Source organism: Candidatus Zixiibacteriota bacterium (genome assembly GCA_026397505.1).
In the GTDB taxonomy this organism is placed as follows: Bacteria; Zixibacteria; MSB-5A5; order GN15; family PGXB01; genus JAPLUR01.
The window spans coordinates 19,213-44,160 of sequence record JAPLUR010000108.1; the positions used below are offsets into that span (position 1 = coordinate 19,213).

At 50.1% G+C, this 24,948-nt stretch carries 12 protein-coding genes; 4 read left to right on the plus strand and 8 right to left on the minus strand.

The features are described 5' to 3' along the window. Positions 1-280: 280 nt before the first annotated feature. Together NT002_11150 and NT002_11155 are read left to right on the plus strand one after the other, a co-directional pair. Positions 281-1,978, plus strand: a complete 1,698-nt coding sequence (locus NT002_11150; GenBank protein MCX6829819.1) for an ABC transporter ATP-binding protein — start codon at positions 281-283, stop codon at positions 1,976-1,978. Positions 1,979-1,991: 13 nt separating this feature from the next. Next, positions 1,992-4,121 (plus strand): DUF5916 domain-containing protein, encoded by a 2,130-nt coding sequence (locus NT002_11155; GenBank protein MCX6829820.1) that lies wholly within the window; start codon positions 1,992-1,994, stop codon positions 4,119-4,121. Positions 4,122-4,377: 256 nt separating this feature from the next. Here the strand turns inward: NT002_11155 and NT002_11160 are convergent, their stop codons facing one another. The 4 genes from NT002_11160 to NT002_11175 form a co-directional block, all read right to left on the minus strand. Further along, complete coding sequence (locus tag NT002_11160; protein ID MCX6829821.1) at positions 4,378-6,729, minus strand: M1 family aminopeptidase; 2,352 nt, start codon at positions 6,727-6,729, stop codon at positions 4,378-4,380. Between the two features lie 213 nt (positions 6,730-6,942). Beyond that, a complete protein-coding gene (locus NT002_11165) occupies positions 6,943-8,160 on the minus strand; it encodes an ABC transporter permease (protein ID MCX6829822.1) in 1,218 nt (405 codons plus the stop codon). A 6-nt stretch (positions 8,161-8,166) separates the two neighbouring features. Next, complete coding sequence (locus NT002_11170; protein MCX6829823.1) at positions 8,167-9,420, minus strand: efflux RND transporter periplasmic adaptor subunit; 1,254 nt, start codon at positions 9,418-9,420, stop codon at positions 8,167-8,169. Positions 9,421-9,639: 219 nt separating this feature from the next. Next, positions 9,640-10,554: a magnesium transporter CorA family protein gene (locus NT002_11175; protein MCX6829824.1), complete on the minus strand. Its 915-nt coding sequence runs from the start codon at positions 10,552-10,554 to the stop codon at positions 9,640-9,642. Positions 10,555-11,053: 499 nt separating this feature from the next. Here NT002_11175 and NT002_11180 point away from each other — a divergent pair, with 499 nt between their 5' ends. Both NT002_11180 and NT002_11185 read left to right on the plus strand, forming a co-directional pair. Continuing rightward, on the plus strand, positions 11,054-13,720 hold the full coding sequence (locus NT002_11180; protein MCX6829825.1) for a fibronectin type III domain-containing protein: 2,667 nt from the start codon (positions 11,054-11,056) through the stop codon (positions 13,718-13,720). A gap of 325 nt (positions 13,721-14,045) precedes the next feature. Next, positions 14,046-15,320 carry a restriction endonuclease gene (locus NT002_11185; GenBank protein ID MCX6829826.1) on the plus strand — a complete coding sequence of 425 codons (1,275 nt, stop codon included), beginning with the start codon at positions 14,046-14,048 and terminating at the stop codon, positions 15,318-15,320. 282 nt (positions 15,321-15,602) lie between these two features. On the opposite strand, the gene NT002_11190 is transcribed toward NT002_11185, so the two are convergent. The 4 genes from NT002_11190 to NT002_11205 form a co-directional block, all read right to left on the minus strand. After that, positions 15,603-16,724 carry a dockerin type I domain-containing protein gene (locus NT002_11190; protein ID MCX6829827.1) on the minus strand — a complete coding sequence of 374 codons (1,122 nt, stop codon included), beginning with the start codon at positions 16,722-16,724 and terminating at the stop codon, positions 15,603-15,605. Positions 16,725-17,711: 987 nt separating this feature from the next. Then, positions 17,712-19,514, minus strand: a complete 1,803-nt coding sequence (locus NT002_11195) for an ABC transporter ATP-binding protein (protein MCX6829828.1) — start codon at positions 19,512-19,514, stop codon at positions 17,712-17,714. Further along, on the minus strand, positions 19,504-21,315 hold the full coding sequence (locus NT002_11200; protein ID MCX6829829.1) for an ABC transporter ATP-binding protein: 1,812 nt from the start codon (positions 21,313-21,315) through the stop codon (positions 19,504-19,506). Before NT002_11200 ends, NT002_11195 begins: the two co-directional genes overlap by 11 nt. Before the next feature lie 438 nt (positions 21,316-21,753). Beyond that, the coding region (locus NT002_11205; protein ID MCX6829830.1) for a T9SS type A sorting domain-containing protein at positions 21,754-24,948 on the minus strand (3,195 nt) is incomplete at its 5' end.

Genomic DNA, 24,948 nt, shown 5'->3' on the forward strand with positions numbered 1-24,948 from the left:
CTTCACCGACTCGTTGAGAGAATTTGGCTGGCCATTTTTCGAGCCGGGGATTGTCGAATGAACACCCTGCTATAACTCGAAATTTATTTTTAAAACGGACGTTCTAAAAAACTGTTGACATTGGAAATACTTGTGATTATAATTATGCATTCGAATATTGACAACCGGTCGCTGTGTCGGCTGGAATCAAGGTGGGTATATGGCTAAAATTGACCATTCTGTCATCAAATCCTTAAAGCGTCTTTGGCCTTTTATGGTGAGGTACAAGCGGCGAGCTATTTTGGCCACAGCGGCTATGCTCGTGGTCATAATAATGCAGTTACCTTTGCCTCTTTTGACAATGTATATAATCGACAAGCTCATCTCGCCTGATAAAGTCTCTCTGCTGGGCATCATATGCCTGGGACTTTTACTTATCTTGATAGTCCGCACGCTGGCCTCCCTGATGGAAATTTACCTTTTGACGGCTTTCAGGTTGCGGGTTGTTTATGACTTGAAGCGATATCTCTATGAACACCTGCTTAAATTGTCCCTGGATTACTGTCACAAGAAACAGACGGGATATCTAATCTCCCGAGTCAGCGGCGACATTGAGGGAGTCCAGGGGCTTTTTGCCGATACTTTTCTGAGCATAGTGCGCAATCTTCTTACCTTTATCGTCGGGCTGGTAATGGTTTACTGGTTGAATGTGAAATTGGCGGTTGTGGCCACCTTGCTTCTGCCGCTGTACCTCCTGGCTCTGTTTTCCTTCAATAAGCGACTGCGTCGCTTGGTGGCCGAGAATCGTGAAGCCTACGCCAATGTATTTAAGTATCTTCAGGAGCATATTTCCGGCATAGCCGTCATCAAAGCTTTTGTCGCCGACCGTCATGATACCATAGGCATGCTGAAAGTGCTCAAGAACGCCATTCAAAAGGAATTTAAATCCAGCATGTCCGGCACGGTTGCCGCCCTGACCTCGGGATTCATAGGTTCTCTGGGGCCGATTTTGCTCCTGTGGCTGGGAATAATTGAAATCATCCATGGAAAGCTCACCCTCGGCGGACTTATCGCCTTTAATTCTTTCCTGGTTTACCTTTTCAATCCGCTCAATAGTATCTCCAATTTGAATATTACCGTTCAAAATTCTCTTGCCTGCGCGGAACGGGCCTTCGAATTTATTGACCTTAAGCCTGAAATCGAGATCCGGCAAAGCAATCTGGTTGACCGAAAGGCTATTATCACTCAGGGCGAAGTCGAGTTCCAGAATGTATCTTTCGCCTACAGCCCTGGCGCCGGAGACGTATTGAGCAATGTGAGTTTCCTGGTGCCGGCGGGAAAAATAACGGCCATTGTGGGTCGCAGCGGCATGGGGAAAAGCTCTATTGTCAATCTCCTCTTCCGTTTCTACGAAAATCAGTCGGGCAGGATTACCGTTGATGGCCGCGATTTTCGGGAGTATGACTTATCCTATCTGCGCCGCAGTATCGGCCTGGTCACCCAGGAGACGTTTCTTTTCGGCTACAGTATCATGGAAAACATCAAACTGGGAAACCTGCGTGCCACCGATGACGAGGTCATTGAAGCCTCCAAGGCCGCTTTCGCTCACGACTTCATCATGAATCTCCCTGAGCAGTATCAAACCCGAATCGGCGAACGAGGGGCGTTGATTTCCGGAGGCGAACGGCAGAGGATTGCCCTGGCTCGAGTCTTCCTCAAAGACCCCAAGATCCTGGTGCTTGATGAGGCCACCTCTTCTCTCGACAGTCAGTCGGAAAGATATGTCAAGCAGGCGATGGAAAAGCTCTTTATTAATCGTTCCGCCATAGTAATATCCCACCGCCTTTCCACTATTATCAATGCCGACAACATTGTCCTTATCGATTCCGGCCGGGTGGTCGATATCGGCGTGCATACAACCTTATATTCCAATAATAATCTATATCGACGGCTTTACGACGAGCAGTTCACGGAGGCCGGACAGAAAGTTGGTTCGTAACCAGGGAGGTTTCATGAGCAGAAATGGATGTTCTTCTTTGATTTTAGTATCGTTGCTACTGATCGCTTCGAGTCTGTCGGCTTCAGAGACGGATTCCAGCTTTGCAGCCTTCATTAATCAGCCTCTTGATTCTTTCGCGGTTAATATAATCCGATTCGACTCGCCCCCGACCATCGATGGCGAACTGGGAGATTCTTGCTGGTCGACCTGCAAACCATATAACCATTTCACTCAGGTGCAACCCAATCAGGAATTTCCTGCCTCTGAGAGCACCTATTGCTATTTCGGCTATGACGCGCGGAATTTCTATTTTGCCGTCAAATGCTTCGACTCCGAACCAGATAAGGTCATTGCCAACATGAAAAGGCGAGAAGATACCGGGGGTGAAGATATCGTGCAGTTTAGCCTCGACACTTACAATGATCAGCGCTCGGCCTATGTTTTCGCGGTCAACCCGCTGGGAGTGCAATCCGACGGTATCAAGATGATCTACGGTAGCGATGGCAGCTGGGATGGCATCTGGAGCTCGGTTGGCCGCCGGACCGATTTCGGCTGGCAGGCCGAAATCGCCATCCCCTTCAAAACGCTTCGTTTCTCCCGTAAAAACGAACAGGTCTGGCGCGTGAATATCGTCCGCCTGATTCAGAGAAAATCGGAAGTCGATACTTATGTCCCATTCCGGAAAATCGATAACAATGACCTGGAGCGCACCGCCGAATTACGAGGAATCAATTCTATAAATATTGGCGGGATATTCGAGGTTGTTCCGTATGCCACCGATCGCTATGAGAAATACTATCAAACGACCGACTCTAATAAGGCCGATGCCGGCGTTGATGTCAAGTACGGTATCGGTTCCAATGTCATTCTCGACGCCACCCTCAATCCCGATTTCAGTCAGGTTGAGGCCGATATCGATTACATAAATCTCTCCCCCTATGAATTGTACCTTCAGGAGAAACGGCCCTTCTTCCTGGAAAAAATGGATATTTTTCAGACTCCCTTCAATCTGTTCTACAGCCGACGCGTGACTGATCCCGAGGCCGGTCTGCGGCTGACCGGTAAAATCGGAAATTACGGATTTGGCGCATTCTACGCCAGCAATAACAACAAATACACCGACTGCAAGGATGACTTCGTTATCGCCCGACTGGAACGGCAGTTCATGAAACAATCGCATCTGGGGGGAATGATTACCTATGTCAAGGGCAGAAACCGCCATAACGGCAACCTTGCCGCCGACTGGCAGATAATCAAAGGTTCCTTCTCTTTCAGCGGCCAGATAGTCAAGAGCGATACGAAAAATTACGAAAAGATGGATTGGAAAGGAACCACGTCGCTCTTCTTCACCCGGAGTAATTTCTCTTTCGAACTAAAACATTCTTTCTATGAAAGAAATTTCTTTGCCGATGCCGGCTTTGTATTTCCGGTGGTCGTAGATTTGAATTTTACCCCCTTCTCTTATCGCACCAATTCCCTGGATATCTATTATGACCTGTATATCAACAAGCACCATTTTCAAACTGTCTCCACCATTGTCAAGTCCTACCTGCAACATGATTATGATGGCCGTTTGCTTACCCGCAATATCGCTCCGCAGGTCATAGTGCAAATGGACAAGAATATCAATTTCAGAATCGGTTCTACTTTAAACAGACAACTCTGGGAGAACAGATATTTCGACATCTATACCGTAAATCTCCAATTCAGCGCCAACCCCAGCGGCTATTTTGGAGTATCCGGATATTATGAGGAAGGGCAGACTTTCGATTACTGGTCTGTTAAGGTAGTGTGGCAGCGGTACGTCAACCTGGCCTTAATCTGGAATGCCGGCAAGAAACTGGAGCTTGTCCCCTCGGTTATATATATGAGTCAGTATGAGGCGCATTATGGGCGAAGAACTTATAACCAGTGGAACGGCCTGCTGCGGGTGGGGTACCATTTTAACAAGAATATTTTCTTTAAGGCATTTGTGCAGGGAAACGGCATGGACAAGTATTATATGGGGAATTTCTTATTTGGATATACATTCCTTCCCGGCTCGACTTTCTACCTGGCCTACAACTCGAATTACTTCGGCGCCGACTTCAAGCCGGATACCCGTATCCTCTTCGCCAAAATTTCGATGCTGGTGAATATATAGCAAGCCATAACTATTTTGGTATTGACTCGCAAGCGAAGAAAATTAAGGGTCACGCCCCTGCGGTCCTGATAATCTTACAAAGCTCAAAAGAATCACGGATTGGCCCGAGTTTTGACATTTGAGCGCACGTCTTTGTATATTATTTATCGTAAACTGCATTCGTAACTGATCAATTCTCTTTTTCAAATCCACAAGAAGAAATGGCACGAACGCAGCGCAAGTAACTTACTCTGCTCAAAGGGGAAGATATTCTCCTTCAATTCTTCCATTTTTCGGTGTCAATTTTGCAGAGCACCGACTCCAGATCGTTGAATTTGACCTTATCAGGTTTGTACGGGAGCGGGGGCAGCGTTATTTCCATCTCGGGTTTATCGACAAGAATCCTTATCCGAGCCGTCCCCTGCTTACCAAAATCAAGCAGCACCGGCACATACATCTTAAAATTGTCCGGAACGTCGAGTTGCTTGATCCGGCATGTGACCAGGTATTTATCATCGCCTTCCGACTCTGTTTTGTACGAAAACTTGTAGGTCGGAATATCAATGCCGTAAACCCACTGGTCAAAAAACCATCCCATATCATCGCCGACATGCCTTTCGACTATCTGTCGAAAATCCTCTGTCGAGGCTTCCTTGCCGCTGTAATTCAAATAGAAATCCCGCATCATGTTCAAAAAACGATCTTCATTCATAGTCTGAAAATCAATCAGCAGGTTGCGCAACATATGCAGGACCCACGCCCCTTTTTCGTAGGACATCAGGTCAAAACCCTCGGGATGGTCGGCGCTTGACGCACGATAGCCGAGGCTTATCGGCCCGACGAACCTGTCATCATTGACCTTTGTCTTATATCTCTCCAGTATGTCACGCCGGTGATCATTCAAGCGGTCAAAAAATTTCTTGTTGTCCTTCAGGGCGATCTGAAGATACCACAGACCCGAATACTCCGCAAAACCTTCGCTGAGCCATTTGTCGTGATATGTCTTGTAATCAACGCCATAACCCCACCATTGATGGGCTACCTCGTGCGCCCGCAGCATTTGATCGTAACCTTCCCGCCCGGATATCTGAAAGGTCATCAACGAAAGATGGATTAAGCCTCGGAACGCCTCGCCGCCCAAATCAGTGACTTCCGTGGCGTAGAATTTATCAACCGGACAGTTGCCGTAAATATGCTGGAAGAATGAAATGCTGTTGGCGACATCGCCGCCCACCTGCTTTTCCATACTCTTGCCGGAGAGAGTGCCTTCAGCCAAAAGAGCCTCTTCAATTTCACGATGTCCCATTTTCGACATCAGTACAGTTACCGGAGGAATTCTCGGATCTTGAATCTTATACTCCTTGAAATACCCTATATTAAAAGAAGCATTACGAATCGGAATCGGCGTCAGCCAGCGGCTTATTCTTACGCCGCTCATAACAGTGTCGGCCACAAGGTCACCGACACTCACAAAATCACAATCGGACGGAGTATGAAAGGTCAAGTCAAAAACGGCCCGGTTCCTGTCCTCGACATCGGGATACCAGGCTGTTGATGTTCTGAATATCAGCCAGTTCATTTGACGCTCGATGATTTCTCCATGATAATAAATGGTAACGGAATCGACCTGGCCTTCACTGATAGCGGCCGGGCATTGTACCCAAAGATAAGGATTCTCATCTCCTTTAAAGTATTCCATTTTGAGACTCCCGCCCCAGATTACTGAATCGACTTCCATTTTGGGATAAAGAGAAAAATAAAACCATCTCTGCAGCGGCAGGGTCGATCTCAGCATAACCGTTGCGCGCGCCGAAAAGCCGAAACGATTATTGAATGTGCAATCTATATTATATCTGTCTATACGACAGCCCGCCGGATAATCAGATGGGAGGATGCCGGGATCCGAATCGTCCGAAAACTGGCAGACAACTTCCCGGGCATCCCGGGACATTTCCGGCCACCTGCGCATCAGACTGACCTGCTCTTCGGCATACGGATCGATCTTGTAGAACAGCGGCCTTTCATCGACTGTAAAAATATGAGCATAGAAGAGTTTGTTGTATCGCTGATCCAGAAGCGTCTTGATTATATCCGGGTCGATTTCTTTGCCTTTCTTTTGCCCCATATAATCGCGTGATTTCCTGACGATTTCTTTTGCCTCTGAAGGTATCTGAGACGTAACAAAGGAAAGTCTCTGCTTAAATTCATTATTTACGCTGTCTCCGAAAATCAGGTACAGATTTGTAAACTCCCGATTCAGACTGTCGACACCATAGAATCTCTTCAACTGCTGTCGCTCAGGTAATATGGGCGGCTGGAAAGCGAAGCGGCCTCTGCCGAAAAAAATCGCCCGGCAGATTCTGCCGCCAATCGACGGCAGAAGGTACAGCCGACCCTGTTCAAGGACAAACTCAGCCGCACATTTCTTCAAGACAAATCCGGAATCGGGAATCTCGGCAACATCACCAAAACTCGAACCCAAATCTGCAAGGCTTTCATAAAGTCTGGTATACGTCGGGGAATTGTCGCCGTCATAAATATTATGCTCTCTTCTCTGCGCGAATGTTGATGAGGTTACAAAGAACCATAATACTATCAAGACAAAGACTAGCGAAATGCGCAAACACATTGTGACCTCCTGTCAGATATCCATATACATGGTCAAATTTCCCAGGGCTACACTTTCCAAGCCACGATTCTATCGAATATTACGGGATGATTTACTTGCTGTCAAGCCCGGCAGAATAATCTATCCGGAATATGATAGAAATCATTGGGTCGTCGCGATTTCGATGGTGCGGCAAGATACGCCCGAGTGCCTGTCCGAAACTAACACTCGTGCCTATTCGTACCTCAAAGCTTCAATGGGATTGAGGATGGAAGCTTTGCGGGCCGGGTAGAATCCGAAAAAGATGCCGACGCTAGCGGCAAAGAAAAAGGCCAGCGCCACCGATTGCGGCGAAATAGCCACCGGCCAGCCGGCAAAACGGGCAATCAGGCTGGTAGATAGAAGGCCGATGCCGATCCCGATGAATCCGCCCAGCACACTCAGCATGATCGATTCCATCAGGAATTGCTGTAAAATATCGCGGCGGCGGGCGCCGATAGCGCGGCGGATGCCGATCTCACGGGTACGCTCGGTAACCGAGACCAGCATGATATTCATGATCCCGATCCCGCCCACCAGAAGCGATACCGAAGCGATACTTCCGAGCAGTATGGTCAATATGCGCGAGGTGGCATCGGCCGTGGCGGCGATATCAGACTGGCTGCGAATGGTGAAATCATCATCCTGCCAGTCCTGAAGGCGGTGCCGAATCCGCAGAATCTCACGCACCTGTCCCTCGGCCTCGGGAATTTTCTGCTTGCTTACGGCCGAAAGAATGACCGAATTAATGTGATCCTCGCCCATCACTTTGCGCTGAATAGTGGTGTATGGAGCAATGATGAGATCATCCTGATCCTGCCCCATCGCATTCTGCCCCTTGGGTTGGAGTGTCCCCAGAACGATAAAGGGCAGCTTATTTATGCGGATCGTCTTCCCCACCGGATTTTCGCCCGGAAAAAGATTATCAACGACGGTCTGACCCAGCACACAAACTTTGGTCGCGCCGCGGATGTCCTGATCGGTGTAGAGTTGTCCGGAACCGAGACGGTATTCGCGAATAGTGAAAAAATCAAGATTGCCGCCCTGGATAGCGGTGTTCCAGTTGAGATTTCCGGTCACCACCTGGCGGTAAGTACGCACCATCGGCGTGATTGCGGCGACCGCCGGGGCCTGTTCGCGGATCGCCTCGGCATCGGCATCGCTCAGCGAAATCATGGTTCCAGCGCCGGCGCTGACTCCGCCGTGAAAAGCCGAAGCCGAGAATATCATCAGGACATTCGTCCCTAAACTCGCGATCTGGTCCTCAATGGCCGCCTGCGCTCCCTGCCCCACCGCCACCATCGCCACCACCGCCCCGACGCCAATAATAATTCCCCGCATAGTAAGTACGGCTCGAGTTTTGTGCCGTAACAGCGAATCGACCGCCACGCGAATTGTCTCAAGAAACTGCATTTTTTCTCATCTCCGTCCCATCCCGCCCATTCGCGGCATAAGCGGGTTCTGCGCCGCCTCTGATGCCGAAGCTTCTGCGCCGCCGCTCATCCCGACAATGACGTCGTCGCCTTCTTTAAGCTCCGTATCCATCACCTCGACATGACGGGTATTCTGCAGACCGCGGACCAAGCGCACCGCTTTGGGCTTTCCATCAAACAATATCCAGACTCGCCCCTGGTTGCTGTTCGCAGACATCTTTCCCCCCGCCCCGGCGTTATCCCTATTCGCAGCCGTTTCCTGTCCCGATCTTCCCTGATCCGAGGGGGCTTCGCCCATTCCTCCTCGAAGATTGGTCTTAGCCTCGGGGGGCGTGAACCGTACCGCCTGAATCGGAACGCGCAGGACATTGTCCCTATCCGCCACTTCAATGGAAACTGTCGCCGTCATGCCCGGCATAAGTTTCTGATCCGGATTGTTGACATCAATAACTACGTTATAAGTTACCACATTCTGATTAATTTCCGGGGATAGTCGAATCTGACTCACTATGCCTTCAAACATTTCATCCGGGTAAGCATCAACGCGGAAAGTAACTTTCTGGCCAACTTTGACGTTGCCGATATCGGCTTCATCAACGCTCGCCTGCACCTGCATCTTGCGCAGGTCGTTGGCTATGGTGAAGAGGGTGGGAGCCTGGAACGAGGCAGCCACGGTTTGACCGATATCAATATTGCGTGAGATCACCACGCCGCTGATGGGTGTTCTGATAGTGGCATATTTGAGATTGACCTCGGCCCGGTCGAGCGAGGCCCTTGCCTGCTTGAGACCGGCCTGAGTGGTTTCCAGAGCGGTCGTAGCGGCATCCAATTCCGACTGTGCCACCAGAGATTTGTCGAATAGCTGCTGGGCTCGGTTGAGCGTTCTTTGGGCATCGTTCACCTGCGCCTGCGCCCGGTCGACATTCGCCCGCTGTTCATTGACCGTGGCCTGAAGGAAAGTGGGGTCAAGTTGAGCCAGAAGATCTCCCTCTTTGACCACCGAATTGAAATCAGTATAGAGCTTGGCGATCGTCCCGGAAACCTGAGAACCGACCTGGACAGTGGTAACCGCGTAGAGATTGCCGGTGGCACTGATACTGACCGTTATATCCCCCCTGTCAACCTTCTCTGTCCGGTAGGTTATCTTATTGTCCCCATTGCCGCTCCATAAATACAACGCCCCCCCACCTATAGCAACAACCAGAACCAAAATCACCCATTTCTTGCCTATTCTTTTCATTGAATTATTTCCCTATTACTAAATTCCGACACATCTTGGGTCACTTGATATTATACCGCCAAGTTACCGAAAAATCTCAAGTTTGTAAACCGTATTCTACATTAATACGCCCCGGTGTCTTCACGATTCCGCAAACCATCAGCCTTTATTCTGAACAAATGAAAAGAGACCTCTGATATGTCGGATAAAAGCGCCCCTGAAAAGTCCTTACTTGTCAGGCTACCACCGTTTGCGGCGCCAGAGATAAGTAAAACCTAACACCGAAACCAAGGCCATCCCCATCACAATCCAGAAAGCGAAAGGATGATTCTGCAGGGGCAGACCAACGTTCATGGAAAAAGCGCTGACCACGAAAGTCGGCACCATGATAGCAATAGTGATGATGTTCAACGTCTTGATTAGAACGTTGAGATTATTATTGACAATCGACGCCCGGGCATCCATCAAGCTGGCCAGAATGTTGGAATAGATTTCGGCCTGTTTGTAGCATTGATTATTTTCAATTAGAGTATCCTCAAGAAATTCGAGTTCTTCTGTGCCAAAACCGATTTTAGCGGCGTTCAACCTCAGCTTATCGATGACAACTCCATTGGAATTGAGCGAATTGAGATAATAAATCAGGCTTTTTTCCAGAGTAAATAGATTGAGCAGACTCTTGTTCTCCATGGCGGTGTTGATTTTATCCTGCAGGTCATCAGAAATCGAAGCGATTATCTTAAGGTGCTCCAAGAAATGAAAAATGGAGCGGTACATCATGCGAAGGAGAAGATAGGCCGGAGTTTGTATCCTGACAATCTGCGATGGGTCATATAAAGTGACATCTTCGGACAGGACAATAATCAATTTGTCTTTGAATAAGAAAGCGCCGGTGGAGGCGACCCGAAAAAGAAACTGGTCATTGTGCGAGTAACTCTTCGGTCTCTTAAAAATAAGGGCCAAATGTTCCGGCTCGAATTCAAGTCGGGAAAGTTCATCGGGGTCAAGCGCGGAATTGAGGGTATGCTCATCAAGCTTCAACTTGTCAATCAAATATCGTTTTTCACTCTCGTCGGGGGATATATAAACGGTTACCAGGCAGGGATCCTCCTTAACCTCAACCAGTCGGCGATCCACAATGTTGTATTTTTTTTGCATCCTATATTACCTCCATGCGCCCTTTATTCAGCGACTAAGAATTTGCAGCCGAGCCTTGCTCATAAGGCCATCATTCTCCAATACAGACGGCTCCGGACATCTAAACGGCCTACAATATATTCAGCTTCAAATCATTCGGCAATCGCAAAATCGGCGCCCAGCCATATTCTATTGAGTTCTCTTATGCAGGCCGCCTATCAGATCGTATACGCCGAAATAGGCGAGTATCGAGAAGTCAATAACCCTGCCTGAAAACGGCGGGGGTATCTGCCCGCAGATCAAATGAATTGGCTTGCAGGAGACTCAAATCTGTTGAAAGGTTAGCCGTTGCCTGATTCTTGAACGGAATTTGCACCCATTTCCCCTTGTGAAGCTCTTCCTTCTTCTCTGCCAACCTGTTACCAGATGCAGGTTTCCGAAATGGTTGACGGCCCGGCACGCTATTTGGAATAGGTTTATTTGCTGTAATGTTAGCTGGAAGACCATTTAAGGAGGATTTATGAAGGGCTCAAGAAAATATGGTGCCGGGATGAAAGTAAAATGTCTATGGGCACTGGGCCTGATTATGTTTTTTTTATTTCTTTTGAATCCAGCCTTTGGTGCCGGAAAGGCTCTGACGGCCAAGACCGCGGCGGCCAACTCTGTCACCCTCACCTGGACGGCGCCCGGGGATGACAGCACCGCCGGAACCGCCGCGCAGTATGATCTTCGTTACTCAACCTCAAACATTACCGAGGCCAACTGGAATGCCGCCACTCAGGTTGCTGGCGAACCGGCCCCGAAGTTGGCGGGGTCGCCCGAATCTTTCGAGGTTACCGGGCTTCAGCCCAGTACAACTTATTACTTTGCCCTGAAGGCGGCCGATGAAGTCCTCAATTGGTCGCTTCTGTCCAATGTTGTTACCAAAGCAACGACCGCCGAAATCACCCCTCCGGCGGCTATCGCCAATCTGGCGACAGGAGCGGTGACTTCCGCTTCAGTGGTGCTCAACTGGACCGCACCCGGTGACGACGGCAATGTCGGCACCGCCTCGCAGTATGATATCCGCTATTCAACCGCCACTATCACTGAAGCCAACTGGAACGCCGCCAGTCAGGTCACCGGGGAGCCGGCGCCCAGAGTAGCCGGAAGCGCCGAAACTTTCACGGTTACCGGCCTGCAGCCGAACACGACCTACTACTTTGCGATCAAGACCGCTGATGAAGTTCCTAACTGGTCGGCCATTTCCAATGTCGTCAATGGAGCCACGGCCAACGAATCTGTTCCGCCTTCCACCATTGCAACTCTGTCGGCAGTAGGTTCCACGATAACCTCGGTAACGCTCAACTGGCTCGCGCCGGGCGATGATGGCAATGTCGGCACCGCTTCCCAGTATGATATTCGCTATTCGACGGCGACCATCACTCAGGCAAATTGGAACGCGGCGACACAGGTAACGGGAGAGCCAACCCCGCAGGCGGCTGGCGGCACGGAGACTTTTGCCGTGACAGGTCTGCAGCCGAGTACCACCTATTATTTCGCGATCAAGACAGCGGATGAGGTACCCAACTGGTCGGCGATTTCGAATATCGCCAGCCGGGCCACCGCCGCCGAGCAAGTGCCGCCGGCCGCGGTCACCAACTTTGCCGCTGGAGCGGTCACCACCAGCTCGGTTGTCCTCAGCTGGACCGCCCCCGGCGATGACGGCAACACCGGAACCGCCTCTCAATATGATATTCGCTATTCCACTTCAACTATCACCGAGGCCAATTGGGGCTCGGTGGCACAGGCCACCAGTGAACCGACGCCGAAAATCGCCGGAAGTGCCGAGACTTTCACTCTCACCGGCCTGCTGCCGAACACCACCTATTATTACGCCATTAAGACCGCCGATGAAGTGCCCAATTGGTCGGCTCTTTCCAATGTGGTCAGCAAAGCCACAGCCAATGAAACCATCCCACCCACCGGTATCGCCAATCTTACCGCGGGAACGGCAACGGCAAACACGGTCGTTCTGAACTGGACCGCTCCCGGTGACGACGGCAGCACTGGGACAGCCGCACAGTATGATATCCGGTACTCGACCGCGACTATCACCGATGCCAACTGGGCATCCGCGACACAGGTAACCGGCGAACCGGCGCCGAAGGTTGCGGGAAGCGCCGAAACCTTCACGGTGACCGGCCTCAATAATGGCACGACTTATTATTTTGCCGTCAAGACTGCGGATGAAGTCCCGAACTGGTCGGTGCTGTCCAATGTCGTGACCAAGGCCACGCTGGACCAGATTCCACCCTCTCCGATCAATGACCTGACCGCCGCACCCGGCGCTCAGATGGGTGAGATTCTGCTTTCCTGGACCGCCACCGGCGAGGATAGTACTATCGGCTTCGCCGAATCGTACGACCTGAGATACTCGCTTGACTCCATCACCGAGGCGGTCTGGTATGCCGCCACCTCTTATAACGATGTTCCCGCCCCGCTTTCGGGCGGGAACATCGAGAGTTTGACCATGTCCGGGCTGGTACCGGGGCAGCTTTATCATATTGGTCTTAAAGCGAAAGACCACGAGTCCAATTTCTCGGAAATATCCAATGTTGTATCCTCTGTGGCCCGCTTTGACTTTGCCACCGGCGATACCGACAATGTCGCCCAGCCGGTAAGTCCCGCTGCCGGAGCGGCGGTTCGCCTTTCCCATCCGACGCTGGTGGTCGCGAATATCGATACTCTGAATCCCAATCTCTATCAGTTCGAGGTCGCCTTAGATTCGGAGTTTGCCGGTCTGGTAGCCGCCTCGCTTCCTGTCACGCAGGAGGAAGGGCCGACGACATCCTGGAAAGTAACCGAGAAACTCAGGAGCAATCAAATATATTACTGGCGGGCCAAGGTTAATGATCTTGCTTATGGTGAAGTATCGTTCTTCTCAATCAAACCTGCAGTACATACCTATCCGAATCCATTCAAAATCAATGAGACGGAAAATGTTACTTTCACGGAGATTCCCGAGGGTTCCAATTTGACTCTGATGTCGGTTTCCGGCGCCACGGTACGTCAGTGGAGTAATCTTCCGGCGGCCGATTTGACCTGGGATGGTACCAATGATTCCGGAAGCAAAGTTGCCTCGGGAACCTATTTATGGTATCTGGAAGGTTCCGATATCGGGGGCAAACTAGTCCTAATCCACTAAAGCAAAAGCGGCACGAGCACGCTGGGCATTGGCCTGCTTGGCGATAAGCTGTTCATCGCTACATTACATATAAATAAACACTCCTTCCATATAAGGGGGCGAGGGGTAAATCACCGTCGGTTTGATGTGAATTTTGGGGAGTGGGGGATGGGATTTGGATGGAGGTAAGTGCCAAAACCGCAAGGGCTTCGCCCTACCCAGCTGGTTTGGCTAAATATCATTGAATCCACTAATAAATCAATTGACATGGAAGATGATATAACCTAAACTTACCAAAGGTGTTATAAATTATGAAATTGATAATGCTCGGCAGCTGAATTCCAAAATGAAAAGAAAAGAAAAATCAAATGGGAAAGTCGAGCCAATCGGTATCGATTTCAGGGAATTGTCTACAGGATTTCAGGGTGAAAGATTAGAGCAATTGATTAGGCTTTTGGCGCTGAATATGGACATGGATGTGGAGTGGGCGGGGCGTGGTTCTGACGGCGGCCGTGATCTTATTATTATAGAGGAGATTACAGGACCAATCTCAAAGGAAAAAATACGTTGGCTTGTCCAGTGCAAAGATAGAGTTCAGTCTGGCAAGTCCGTACATGAAGGTGAAGTTCCTGATATAAGTGATAAAGTAATTCAACATGGGACATCGGGTTTTCTGTTAGTAACAACTACAACAGTAAGCTCTGCTTTGAAGGAAAAAATGGATTCCATGGATAAAAGAAGGGGTGGAAAGATAAAAACTCTGATCTGGGACGCATGCATTTTGGAGCAGATAATTTTGCGTTCTGGAAATCAAGAGATATTTAGACAATTCTTTCCTGACAGTTATAAGCGTTTACATGCAATCAAAGGACCTTTGGAAGCCATGCATGTCTTAAGGGCATTTTTGCCGCCGGAAGGGTATGGCAAAGTGCAGAACGTTTTAGAGAATTATATTGCGACACCCACTCCTTATTTGACTTCAGCAGTAAATACGCCTGTCGATATTAAAAAAATGAAAATTGATATTGATACAATAAATATGATTTTGAAGGGCGATGATATTGAAGGTGCTGCATTCGCCTCTTTAATATTGCCCGAAGCAGATTTTATGAGCATTGTTCGCGACCTAGATGATACTAATTATCAAAAATGCGAGGAATTTCTAAAAATCGTTATTATTAGGGCAGCAGATCCAATCCGTATTTTGAATTCATATCAGTACCTTGTGGAAAACCATGAGGTTACTATGGCTCAAAGGGCAGAGTTTGCTACCTATTTAAATAATGATGGCTTAGAAGTGATGTTTGGGGATCAATTCGAGGAATGGTTCTTTCCAGAAATGATAAACAATGGCTCACAATACGGCGTTTATGATAAGATTCAAGAACTGTCTAGTAATACCGTCATAGAGAATATAGATATTACGAAATTGATATTTAGAGCAGAGGGCCGTACGAATGTCAAATTTTCGGGCACGTTTACAATGGATTTGGAACTCAATTTCGATTCGGAACCAATTGGGAATTACACGTGCAGTGGCTCATTCGAAGGTGAAATATCCGAAGATGGTTTCTTACTTGATGAAGTCAAAGTTGACACTTCAGATTTTTTCGGTGAATAGATTAATCAATAAGTCGGTGGCCCGCCCAGTGGGTGGGAATTATTTGAGCCGGCTTCAATGTTATTTTTATAGGTCGAATCCCCTGCGCCTGTCCCGTACCCTTGGTCGGGAGATTCGACAATCTTTTCATCACCATTTGTGCATTCCCGTTGGTGATATCAAATATATCTTGATTAGATCCTTTGTCAAGATTAAATGTCGAAACCCCCATTCATTCCGCGGTACGAAATTCAGGGGGAATTTCGAGCTGCCTGACTCCCCCATCATCGCTCGGTCTAGAAATCATCTCCTGTAATCCAGACGCCATTTATCGATGAATTCCGTATCGCACCAGTATATTTCGAATTCGGTTGAGCTGATTACCCTGGAAAAGAATAGATATTTCCCGTCCGGCGAGACATTGGGACAGAATTCGATGCCTGAAGTATTGATTTGGTTTCCCAGATTGACCGATTCCGTCCATGAACCATCAGGATTCTTGAAACTGATATAGAGATCCTCGGCCCCGAATCCGTCGGAACGACCTTCCGAGTCAAATATCATATAGCTTTCATCCGGGGCGATATAAGAATGAGCGGTGCTATAACCTTTGTTTATGGCGCTACTCAGCCGTACAGGAGGCTCATATGCTCCGCCCACATATTCTGACATATATATGGCTCCCTGTGTGGCGTATGTAAAATACATGTTTCCATTCAGGCTGACGGTGGGAAACATGGTGGGAATCAAACAGAAAGGTTCCTCTGGCGGCTGAATGTCCGACCAGCCCGATTCAGTCTTATCAAAGTGCCAGATATTCGTGCGCATCAGATTCTGGCAATAACCGCAAGGTTGCGCAGAACCAAATAGGAGGGTTAAGCCATCGGGACTGATAAACGGCTCGAAAGTCATATAATCGCCGGCAAAAGGGGCAATAGCGGGTGTGGACCAGACGCCATCTGTCTTCTTGGTGAAAAATATCCTGTTCTCCGGCAATTCGCCCCCGCGTCGCGTGAAATAGAATTCATTCAGGGCCGGATCGAAACAGGAGGCAAACTCGATATAGCCGGTTTTGGAAATTATGCCGGGAGCAAAGACTACGGGGATTGAATCGGGCGGAAGTTGTCCCAAATATTCGGAGCAGTTTGGCCTTTGGCCGCCGCGATAAAGGAAATTGATTAGGTAGGTGACGTCGGTGATATTGACGAGGCCTGAATTATTGACATCAGCGGCTTTGACCGGGACAGGTGCCGGTCCTTCTCTATAAATAAAGCTGATTACAAAAGTAACGTCGCGGATATTTACTGCCCCATCACCATCGGCGTCACCGCAGGTTTGGGAAACCGCGAGAGTGCCTGCCCCCGAAATATTTCCGGCCGCCATAACAAAAAGGACTATTCCTATAATTAATAATAACTTATGCATTCAAGTCTCCTTTGCTATTGTCTGAAGTTCTCTGTCTTTATAGCAATAGTTTCGTCTACTTGCGGAATCTGGCACGGTGAAGGAACAAATTTCTGAACGGGTAACAGGCAACCCACCCGCCACTGCGGGCTGTGGGGAAGTCTGATCCCAAAATCCTGTAGGAAATTGTAGCGCAAAATCCCGAAGCGTTTTGCGATTTGATCCCATTCTCACACCCCTCCTGCAAAATCTGTATCGAATCGATGGTAAATTAGGTTCTCCCCCCTATTGATAGAAAGCATGGCTATTTATATGCCTAAAGTTAAAAAACAATCTATTCACCGTCCAAATGCCAGGAACTGTCACCCCCGTGGCTTCTTTCCCAAATTCGCAATAAAAACACTACAAGAGAATATAAACATGAAGAAACGAACTCCCCCTCTCCCCCCGGGAGAGGGGCTGGCGGCGCGAGATCCCAAAATCCCCGTTCCTGTTTCGCAGGGTCTTAGGCCGCTACCTCAGGTAGCGGGCGTGACCCTGCGGCAAACCGTGCGAGGCCTCGGTACCCCACCCGCCCGGCGGGCTATGGGCTGGCCTGACTATAAGTCCAAAACCCGCAGCGACTTAACCGGGCCAAATCAAAATCCCTCACGCCCTAAGAATGTCCGCCAAAATAAGAACAAACCCATTTCTGGCCTCCCCTCCCAATCCTCCCAATCCCTTCTCCGCCAGAAAATTATCGGCAAAAATTCGAGATCCGAAATGGCATGAAAAATTTAGTAAAGCAAAGCCAAAATTGGTCATCTCCATGGTACCCAAGCTCTTACGCTGTTTTTAAATGGCTTCGTTCCCCTTTTGGCCTCATACCCATAACTGTAAGCCGTTATCGCAGAAAGGAATGCCGCATATTGCGCCTGCCGCGCAATGTCAAGATCCTAAGTGGTTGTTGCTCCACATTGAATAAACCGGCACACGAGGATGTGTGCCGGCCACAGCATATCGACTTCGTTACCGTCCGTTGCCGACCTGCTCCTGAAGCCGGTAGCGGCGGTATATTTTGGCGTACTGTCCGCCGGCGGCAATCAATTCATGGTGAGTACCGGACTCAACCAGTTTCCCATCCTCGAGAACATATATCCTGTCGGCCCGTTCGAGCGTATCGGGGCGATGCGTTATCAGAATGGCGGTCATGCCGGGCATCACCTCATGCAAACGGTTCCACAGCGCCGCCTCGGTGCGGGAGTCGAGCGCCGAGGTGCAATCATCGAGGATCAATATTTTCGGTTTGCCGACCAGCGCGCGCGCCAGCGCCAGCCGCTGCTTCTGTCCGCCCGAAATCGACATCCCGCGCGTTCCGATCGGCGTCTCCATCCCCAGCGGGAATCGGGCGATCTCATCTTTCAACTGCGAGACCTCCACCGCCCATGCAACCACCTCCGCCGGGATATTCTCGCGTCCGAAGAGGATATTGTTCCGAATCGTATCGCTGAACAACACCGGCTCCTGCGGTACATAACCGATACTCCGGCGCAGGTCATCCAGCCTGAACAGTCGCAGATCATGGCCATCAAGCCGGATAGTTCCGCCGGTCGGGTCAACCAGCCGCGGTACCATGTTGACCAGCCAGCTTTTTCCGGCGCCGATTTTACCGACGATTGCGATCGTTCGTCCCGGTTCAACCTCGAGGGAGATGTTATCGATGATTTTCCGCTCCGAGCCGGGGAATGAGAAATCGACCTCATGGAAGGTCAGATGGCCTTTAATATTGCCGTCGGCCGTCAACGTCCCCTCATCTTTGACAATCGGCGGAACATTCTCCAATTCCACCAGACGGTCGATCGAAACTGCCGACTGCCGCGCTTTCACAAGGAACTGCCCGATATCGAACATCGGGAAAACCAGGTACACCACATAGTAGATGAAAGCCACCAGTTCACCCAGGGTCAGATTGGCCCGCATAACACCGTATCCGCCGACCAGCAGAATGACGATAATGACAAACTGCCAGATATAACCGTAAAGCGAATCGATGACCGCGCCGGTTCTGATAGCGGCGATTTCCGCCTGCCGTCGTTCCTGAAGCGCGCTCTCGAATTTATTCTTTTGCGATTTTTCCTGCACGTATGCCTTGACCACCCGAATCCCGGACAAGCAGGCCTCCATGACATCATTGAAACCGGAAATCTTCTTTTGCAAAAGATCGTACCGGCGATCCAGCAGACTCGAGCTTTTGAAGAAGATGAAGACCAGAATCGGCAGCGGCCCGGCCGACCAGAGGGTCAGCATCGGATTGATCGAGGCCATCATCGCCAGCGAGAAAATCACCATCAGGACGGCTTCATAGAATCGGAATATTCCCGAACAAGCAAACCAGGAGAGTTTTTCGGCCACATCATCGGTCATCCTCGTTACCAGGTCGCCGGTGCGAAAACGATTGAAGAAATCAGGTCCCTTCAGAGTCACCTTATTGAAAGCATCCTGACGGAATAACCACTCCAGTTTCTGGTTCATCCAGGCCCGATAGCACTGGACATAGCTGTAGAGGAGGGCGGCGGTCAGCCCTAGAAGGAAGAGCGCCAGTCCGAATGAGGCGGCCATGGAAAGACCGAGATTCCCACCGGTTCGGGCGATCCACGAAGCAAACCAGTTGGCGGAAACCTGACCGCTCTTCATGTAATCGATTGCGAATTCTATCAACCTCGGTACAAATACCTGGAATACCCTCTGTACCGGGGTCAATACAATCAAGACCAGAAGCACATAGGGGAAGTGCTTGTAATATCGCCAGAGCCATTTGATCTTATTTAACATTGGTCACAACTCCATTTCTATTTTTGAACTGCAGATGGAACAGCTTGGAGTAATAGCCGTCCTGCAGGATCAAATCGGTGTGCGTTCCCCGCTCGATTATTTCGCCGCGCCGTATGACCAGAATCCTGTCGACATCGAGAATGGTTGAGAGGCGGTGGGCAATGATCAGCGAGGTTCTTCCATTCATCAATTTCCGGAGCGACTCTTGAATCGTCCGTTCCGTCTCCGGGTCGACCGAGCTGGTGGCTTCATCAAGAATCAGGACATCGGGGTTGACCACCAGCGCCCGTGCGAACGAGAGCAACTGCCGCTCTCCCCGGCTGAAATTTGATCCCTTTTCCGAAACCTCGGTCTTGTACCCCTGAGGCAGGCGACGGACAAAGCGATCCGCCTCGACCGTGACGGCGGCATGCATCACCTGTTCCTCGGTGACATGCTCGGATTCGAGAGCTATATTGGCTCGAATACTCCCCGGGAACAGAAATATATCCTGCAACACCAGCGCAAACCGGCGCCGCAGCTCCTCTTTTGAGATATTGCGGATATCGATCCCGTCAACCGTTATTTTCCCTCGCTGCGGGTCATAGAAGCGGAGCAGAAGCGAGATAACGGTTGTTTTTCCGCCTCCGGTCACCCCTGCCAGGGCAATCCGTTTACCGTTGGGAATCTCAAAAGTGGCGTCTTTCAAGGCATAATTGTCATCACCATTATAAGAGAACCAGACATGGTCAAAACAGATTCCCTGTTCCAGTCTTTTCCATTGCACCGGATGGACCGGGTCGGGGAGTTTCTCATCATTGGCCAGGAGCGCAAAGATCCGCTTGGCCCCGGCAATTGCCTTCTGGACGTTCGCCATCTGTTCCGAAATGCGGTAAATCGGTTCGAAAGCGCGCCAGATGAGAATGATGAACATGCTTATCGTTCCCACCGTAATCACTCCCGAACCGGCCCATTTGATGCCGAAAAATAGCACCAGACTGATCATCACGTACTGCAGAAAAAAGACGATGTTAAAGAAGATCGTCACGCCGATATGGACATAGATATCATCGCGGAATTTCAAGCGGTTGGCCTCGTTGAGGCGTTCCCGGGCATAGGAACCGCGATTAAAAATCTGGATGATCGACATCCCATGCAGAAATTCAGTCAGAGTAGCCGTGACCTCGGCCATTCGCTTGCGCAAAGCCAGAAAGTGCGGGGTGGTCAACCGTTCAAAAATAAACAGCAGCAAAAGCATAATCGGTAGCAGGCCGGTCAGAATCAGGGTCAGCCGCCGGCTGTAATAGAACATCACGGCAAATACGCCGGCCGCCAGAAAGAGATCGCCGATTAACAGTACAATCGTGTTGGTAAACAACTGCCGTAGCGACTCGGTATCCGACTCCACCCGCGCCAGCAGGCGCCCGACCGGGTTCTTGTCGAAAAACGACACATCGAGAGAGAGAATATGATGGAACAGCCGGCGCTTCAGCTCCACCATAATGCCCTGGCCGATTATCTCCAGTTTTATCCGCTGGAAATATTGCAGCAGAAGGGTCAGAGCCTGGCTGACACCGATTATCAGGACGGTGATAATTAGTCCCCGAAAATCGCTGCTCTTTATATCTACGTCAAGGGCATGTTTCAACAGCACCGGCCAGTAAAGCGAAAGCCCCGTGGCCACGGCCAGAAGCAGAAAGCAATATACCAGCCCGGCTTTGTAGGGTTTCAGCAGCGGCAGAAGCTTCATGAAGGCCTGCCGGGAGCCTATCGATATTTCTCCGGGACCGATTTGTTCATTCTCATCTATTTGGTCAGCCATAATATTTTCTCAAACAATCATCTTAAGGTTTCCGACGATACTTCTCTATCGGTAACAAAAAACCCGCCGAACTCCATTCGAGAGCGGCGGGTCGAATCGGCCAAATGGAATTCATCTAAATAGGCACACCTCTCCCGCCGCGAATTTTTCCAGGCTGTGTCATCGTAAATTTGACAATGTTATTGGCCATTATACTTTTCTCCGTTGCGGGCAATATGCTCTTTTTTACTACGACTTAAGTTGATGCTTGTTTCATTCAAAATATTCATTTTTCTCAATCTGTCAATCAAAAAAAATTCTTTTCTCCGAGTCATTTCGAGAAAAATCATAACGAATTTCGTCTTCTTTCAATGTTCCTTGCCCAATGAGTCGAATAACAAAAGACCTGCCGGGCGGCAGGCCTTTTGTGCAGTAGATATATAAGGAAACAAGTGAGGGCTATTTCAATAGCACCATCTTTCGGGTCGCCGAGAAGCGTCCGGCTTCGGCCTTATAGAAATATACTCCGGAGGCCTGAGCCGAAGCATCCCAGGTGACAATCACCTTTCCGGCTTCACCGAATCCGGCGAATCCAGCCACCTGCTGACCGCTGACATTGAAAATTGTCACTGTCCACTCCGAAGCCTGGGGCAGTGTCATTTCAATTGTGGCGGTCGGATTGAACGGATTCGGGTAGCTGCTGACACTGAACGCCCTGGGCAGGGTGCCGATTCGGCAGACATTGCCGAAATAATCAGCCGCTTCAACCGAAATCAACTTGCCATCGACATTCAGAATATCGCCGGTGAAGGTCAGGCCTTTTGTGAAGCTGTAAATCAATACGCGGGTATTGAATCCATCAAAGCCGGTCTTGATATCCATCCCAGCGGCGCCATCGGCCAGCGATATCCGAACATCGCCCAAGAAGATCAGATAGGCGGCACCGAGTTCGGCATCAACACTGACCACCGAACCATTGGAGCGGAAATCGACCGTTGTGGAATACGGTGACAGTTTCTCCAGCGGCAGGGCGTCACCGGTGATGACACGCACCAGATAGACCAGGTCGGCCACCGAAAGGGCTACGCCATCGGCATTCACATCACTGGCGGCAATCTGTCCTTCCACATTGACCGTGAAAGCGGCTAGGCCGGCAATGAAGTAATTGGTCAACACCACGGCATCGCCGATTTCGTTGGGCAGATTATTGAGGTTGATATCACCGCGGGCATCGATGCTGTCGGCGCAAACAATATCAACACCGCCGTTGAAGAAATCGATACAGCGCACGGCCGACGGCTTTTCGGGATCGGGATTGAGGCAATCATCCGGAGCACCGACAAAAGGAATGCGGGCGTTTTCCGGATATTGAGCATCATTAGTTTCATCCCAAATCAGATTGCCTTCAAAGTCGTAAATGGCCCGGTCGATATAGAGCATTTCACCGTCCGGGGTCGAAAAAGCATTGTCGCCGCAATCGCCCCAGAAGAAGCGGACAGGGACATACTGGCATTCGAAAGTGCGGTCGTTGGAGACAAAGAATCTCATAGTGGCCAGTTCATGCGGGTCAGTGTCGGAAGGGCCGTAGCAGGATGGATGGACATTGCCGTTATTAGTTTCGGCCAGCGCGACGATTCGCAGGAGTCCCGTTGGACACCCCGAACCGCAATTGCCCTGGGCTCCAGTCCGGTATGTGAAATACTCCCAATCGCAAGTATCGAGCAAATCTCCGGGTGTGACATCGGCCAAGGTCAGGGCCGAGGCGTCATAAGCAATCAGGAAATCAAATCCGCCGATCGGATAAGTGGCATACTCAATGGAAACGCCCACGTCGATGAAATGTCCCTGAAGCGTGTTATGGGTCTTCTCTATTTTAACCGACGGACAGGTGCGAATAATATCCACTCTGACATGGGTGACGCAGGTATCGGCCAGTCCGCAACTGTCGACGGCGATCAGGGTAATTGTGTTAATACCCTCAACCGTGGTAAAGCAGACCGAATCGCCATGCTTTGTTCCGCCGATTACCGATACCGAGGAAAGATTGCCATCCGGATCGGAAGCTCCGAAGCCGCGCAGGCAGTATTGTCCCATCTCAAAGAGATACATCGTCGTATCGCCGTGGCACTGAGCCACCGGCGGCTGATTAAGATTAACCGTCACTACGGTCTGGCAGGTATCGGCTGCATTGCAGGAATCGGTCACTATCAGTTTCAACGTGTTGGCGCCCGCCACCGGCGTAAATACAATCGAATTGCCGGAGAGGGTACCGCCAACCGCAGTGATAGTTTTGATATTGTTATTCGGGTCAGACCAACTGAAGCCTGGTACCGTTATCGGGCTTAGATTGCAGACGAACCGGGCGAAGTCACCGGGACAACCGGCCACAGGCGGGTCGTTGAGATCGACCGCAATTATTGTCTGACAGGTATCGGCCAAACCACAGGAGTCGGTGACAATCAGCTTAATGACATTGGCACCGTCAATCGGCGTGAAGGTTACCAAGTTCCCGTTAAGCGTTCCGCCGATTACAGTTTTGGAAGCGATATTATTATTGACAATTAAAGTGATCGTATTCATACCGGCCACCGGTGTGAAGCAAACGGTATCATGTTTCAGAGTGCCGGGGGTGACTGTTACCGTGGCAATGTTGTTGTTGGGATCGCCCCAACTGAAGCCGGGGATACAGAGCTGGCTCAGATCGCATACGGACATGTCGTTTACCGGGAGTTTCATCTTGGCCGGACCGTTGGCCACCGGCGGCTCGTTAATCACGATGGTAACCACAGTCTCACAGGTATCAGCCATGCCACAACTGTCGGTGGCAATCAATCTGATGGTGTTCGTCCCCTTAGCCGGCGTAAAGCAGACCGAATCGCCGCTCAGAGTTCCTCCGGTCACCGTTACTGTCGCAAGATTGCCATCAGGGTCGCTCGCCGAGAAACCTTTGATACAGCAGGTGGTTGGAAGATTGCAGAAGAATAGATAAGTGTCTTGCCGTGTGTTGGGCGGGCAGTTCGCCACCGGCGGAGAATTGAGAGCAACGGTCACCACTGTCTGGCAAGTGTCGGCGACATTGCAGGAATCGGTTACAATCAGTTTAAGAGTATTGGCACCGACTACCGGTGTAAATACAATCGAATTGCCGGAAAGTGTTCCGCCTACGGCAGTAATAGTCTTAATATTATTATTTGGATCAGACCAGGTGAAACCCGGTACTGTAATCGGACTCAGATCGCAAACAAACTTGCTCTGATTACCCGGACAGCTCGCGACAGGCTTGCCATTAAGCGATACCGTCACCACTGTCTGGCAGGTATCGGCCACGTTGCAGGAATCGGTTACAATCAGTTTCAATGTATTGGCACCGACCACCGGCGTAAATACAATCGAATTGCCGGAAAGTGTTCCGCCTACGGCAGCAATAGTCTTGATATTATTATTCGGGTCAGACCAACTGAATCCCGGTATTGTAATCGGGCTCAGGTCACAGACAAACTTGCTCTGATTGCCCGGACAGCTTGCAACTGGCTTGCTATTGAGTGTCACTGTCACAACGGTCTGGCAAGTGTCGGCCACATTGCAGGAATCGGTCACAATCAGTTTTAGAGTATTGGCACCAACCACCGGCGTGAAAATAATCGAATTGCCGGA

Excerpts from the sequence above, each read along its gene's own strand:
- NT002_11155 (MCX6829820.1), top strand. The coding sequence starts at position 1,992 with ATGAGCAGAAATGGATGTTCTTCTTTGATTTTAGTATCGTTGCTACTG.
- NT002_11160 (MCX6829821.1), bottom strand. The coding sequence starts at position 6,729 with ATGTGTTTGCGCATTTCGCTAGTCTTTGTCTTGATAGTATTATGGTTC.
- NT002_11165 (MCX6829822.1), bottom strand. The coding sequence starts at position 8,160 with ATGCAGTTTCTTGAGACAATTCGCGTGGCGGTCGATTCGCTGTTACGG.
- NT002_11170 (MCX6829823.1), bottom strand. The coding sequence starts at position 9,420 with ATGAAAAGAATAGGCAAGAAATGGGTGATTTTGGTTCTGGTTGTTGCT.
- NT002_11175 (MCX6829824.1), bottom strand. The coding sequence starts at position 10,554 with ATGCAAAAAAAATACAACATTGTGGATCGCCGACTGGTTGAGGTTAAG.
- NT002_11180 (MCX6829825.1), top strand. The coding sequence starts at position 11,054 with ATGAAGGGCTCAAGAAAATATGGTGCCGGGATGAAAGTAAAATGTCTA.
- NT002_11185 (MCX6829826.1), top strand. The coding sequence starts at position 14,046 with ATGAAAAGAAAAGAAAAATCAAATGGGAAAGTCGAGCCAATCGGTATC.
- NT002_11190 (MCX6829827.1), bottom strand. The coding sequence starts at position 16,724 with ATGCATAAGTTATTATTAATTATAGGAATAGTCCTTTTTGTTATGGCG.
- NT002_11195 (MCX6829828.1), bottom strand. The coding sequence starts at position 19,514 with ATGTTAAATAAGATCAAATGGCTCTGGCGATATTACAAGCACTTCCCC.
- NT002_11200 (MCX6829829.1), bottom strand. The coding sequence starts at position 21,315 with ATGGCTGACCAAATAGATGAGAATGAACAAATCGGTCCCGGAGAAATA.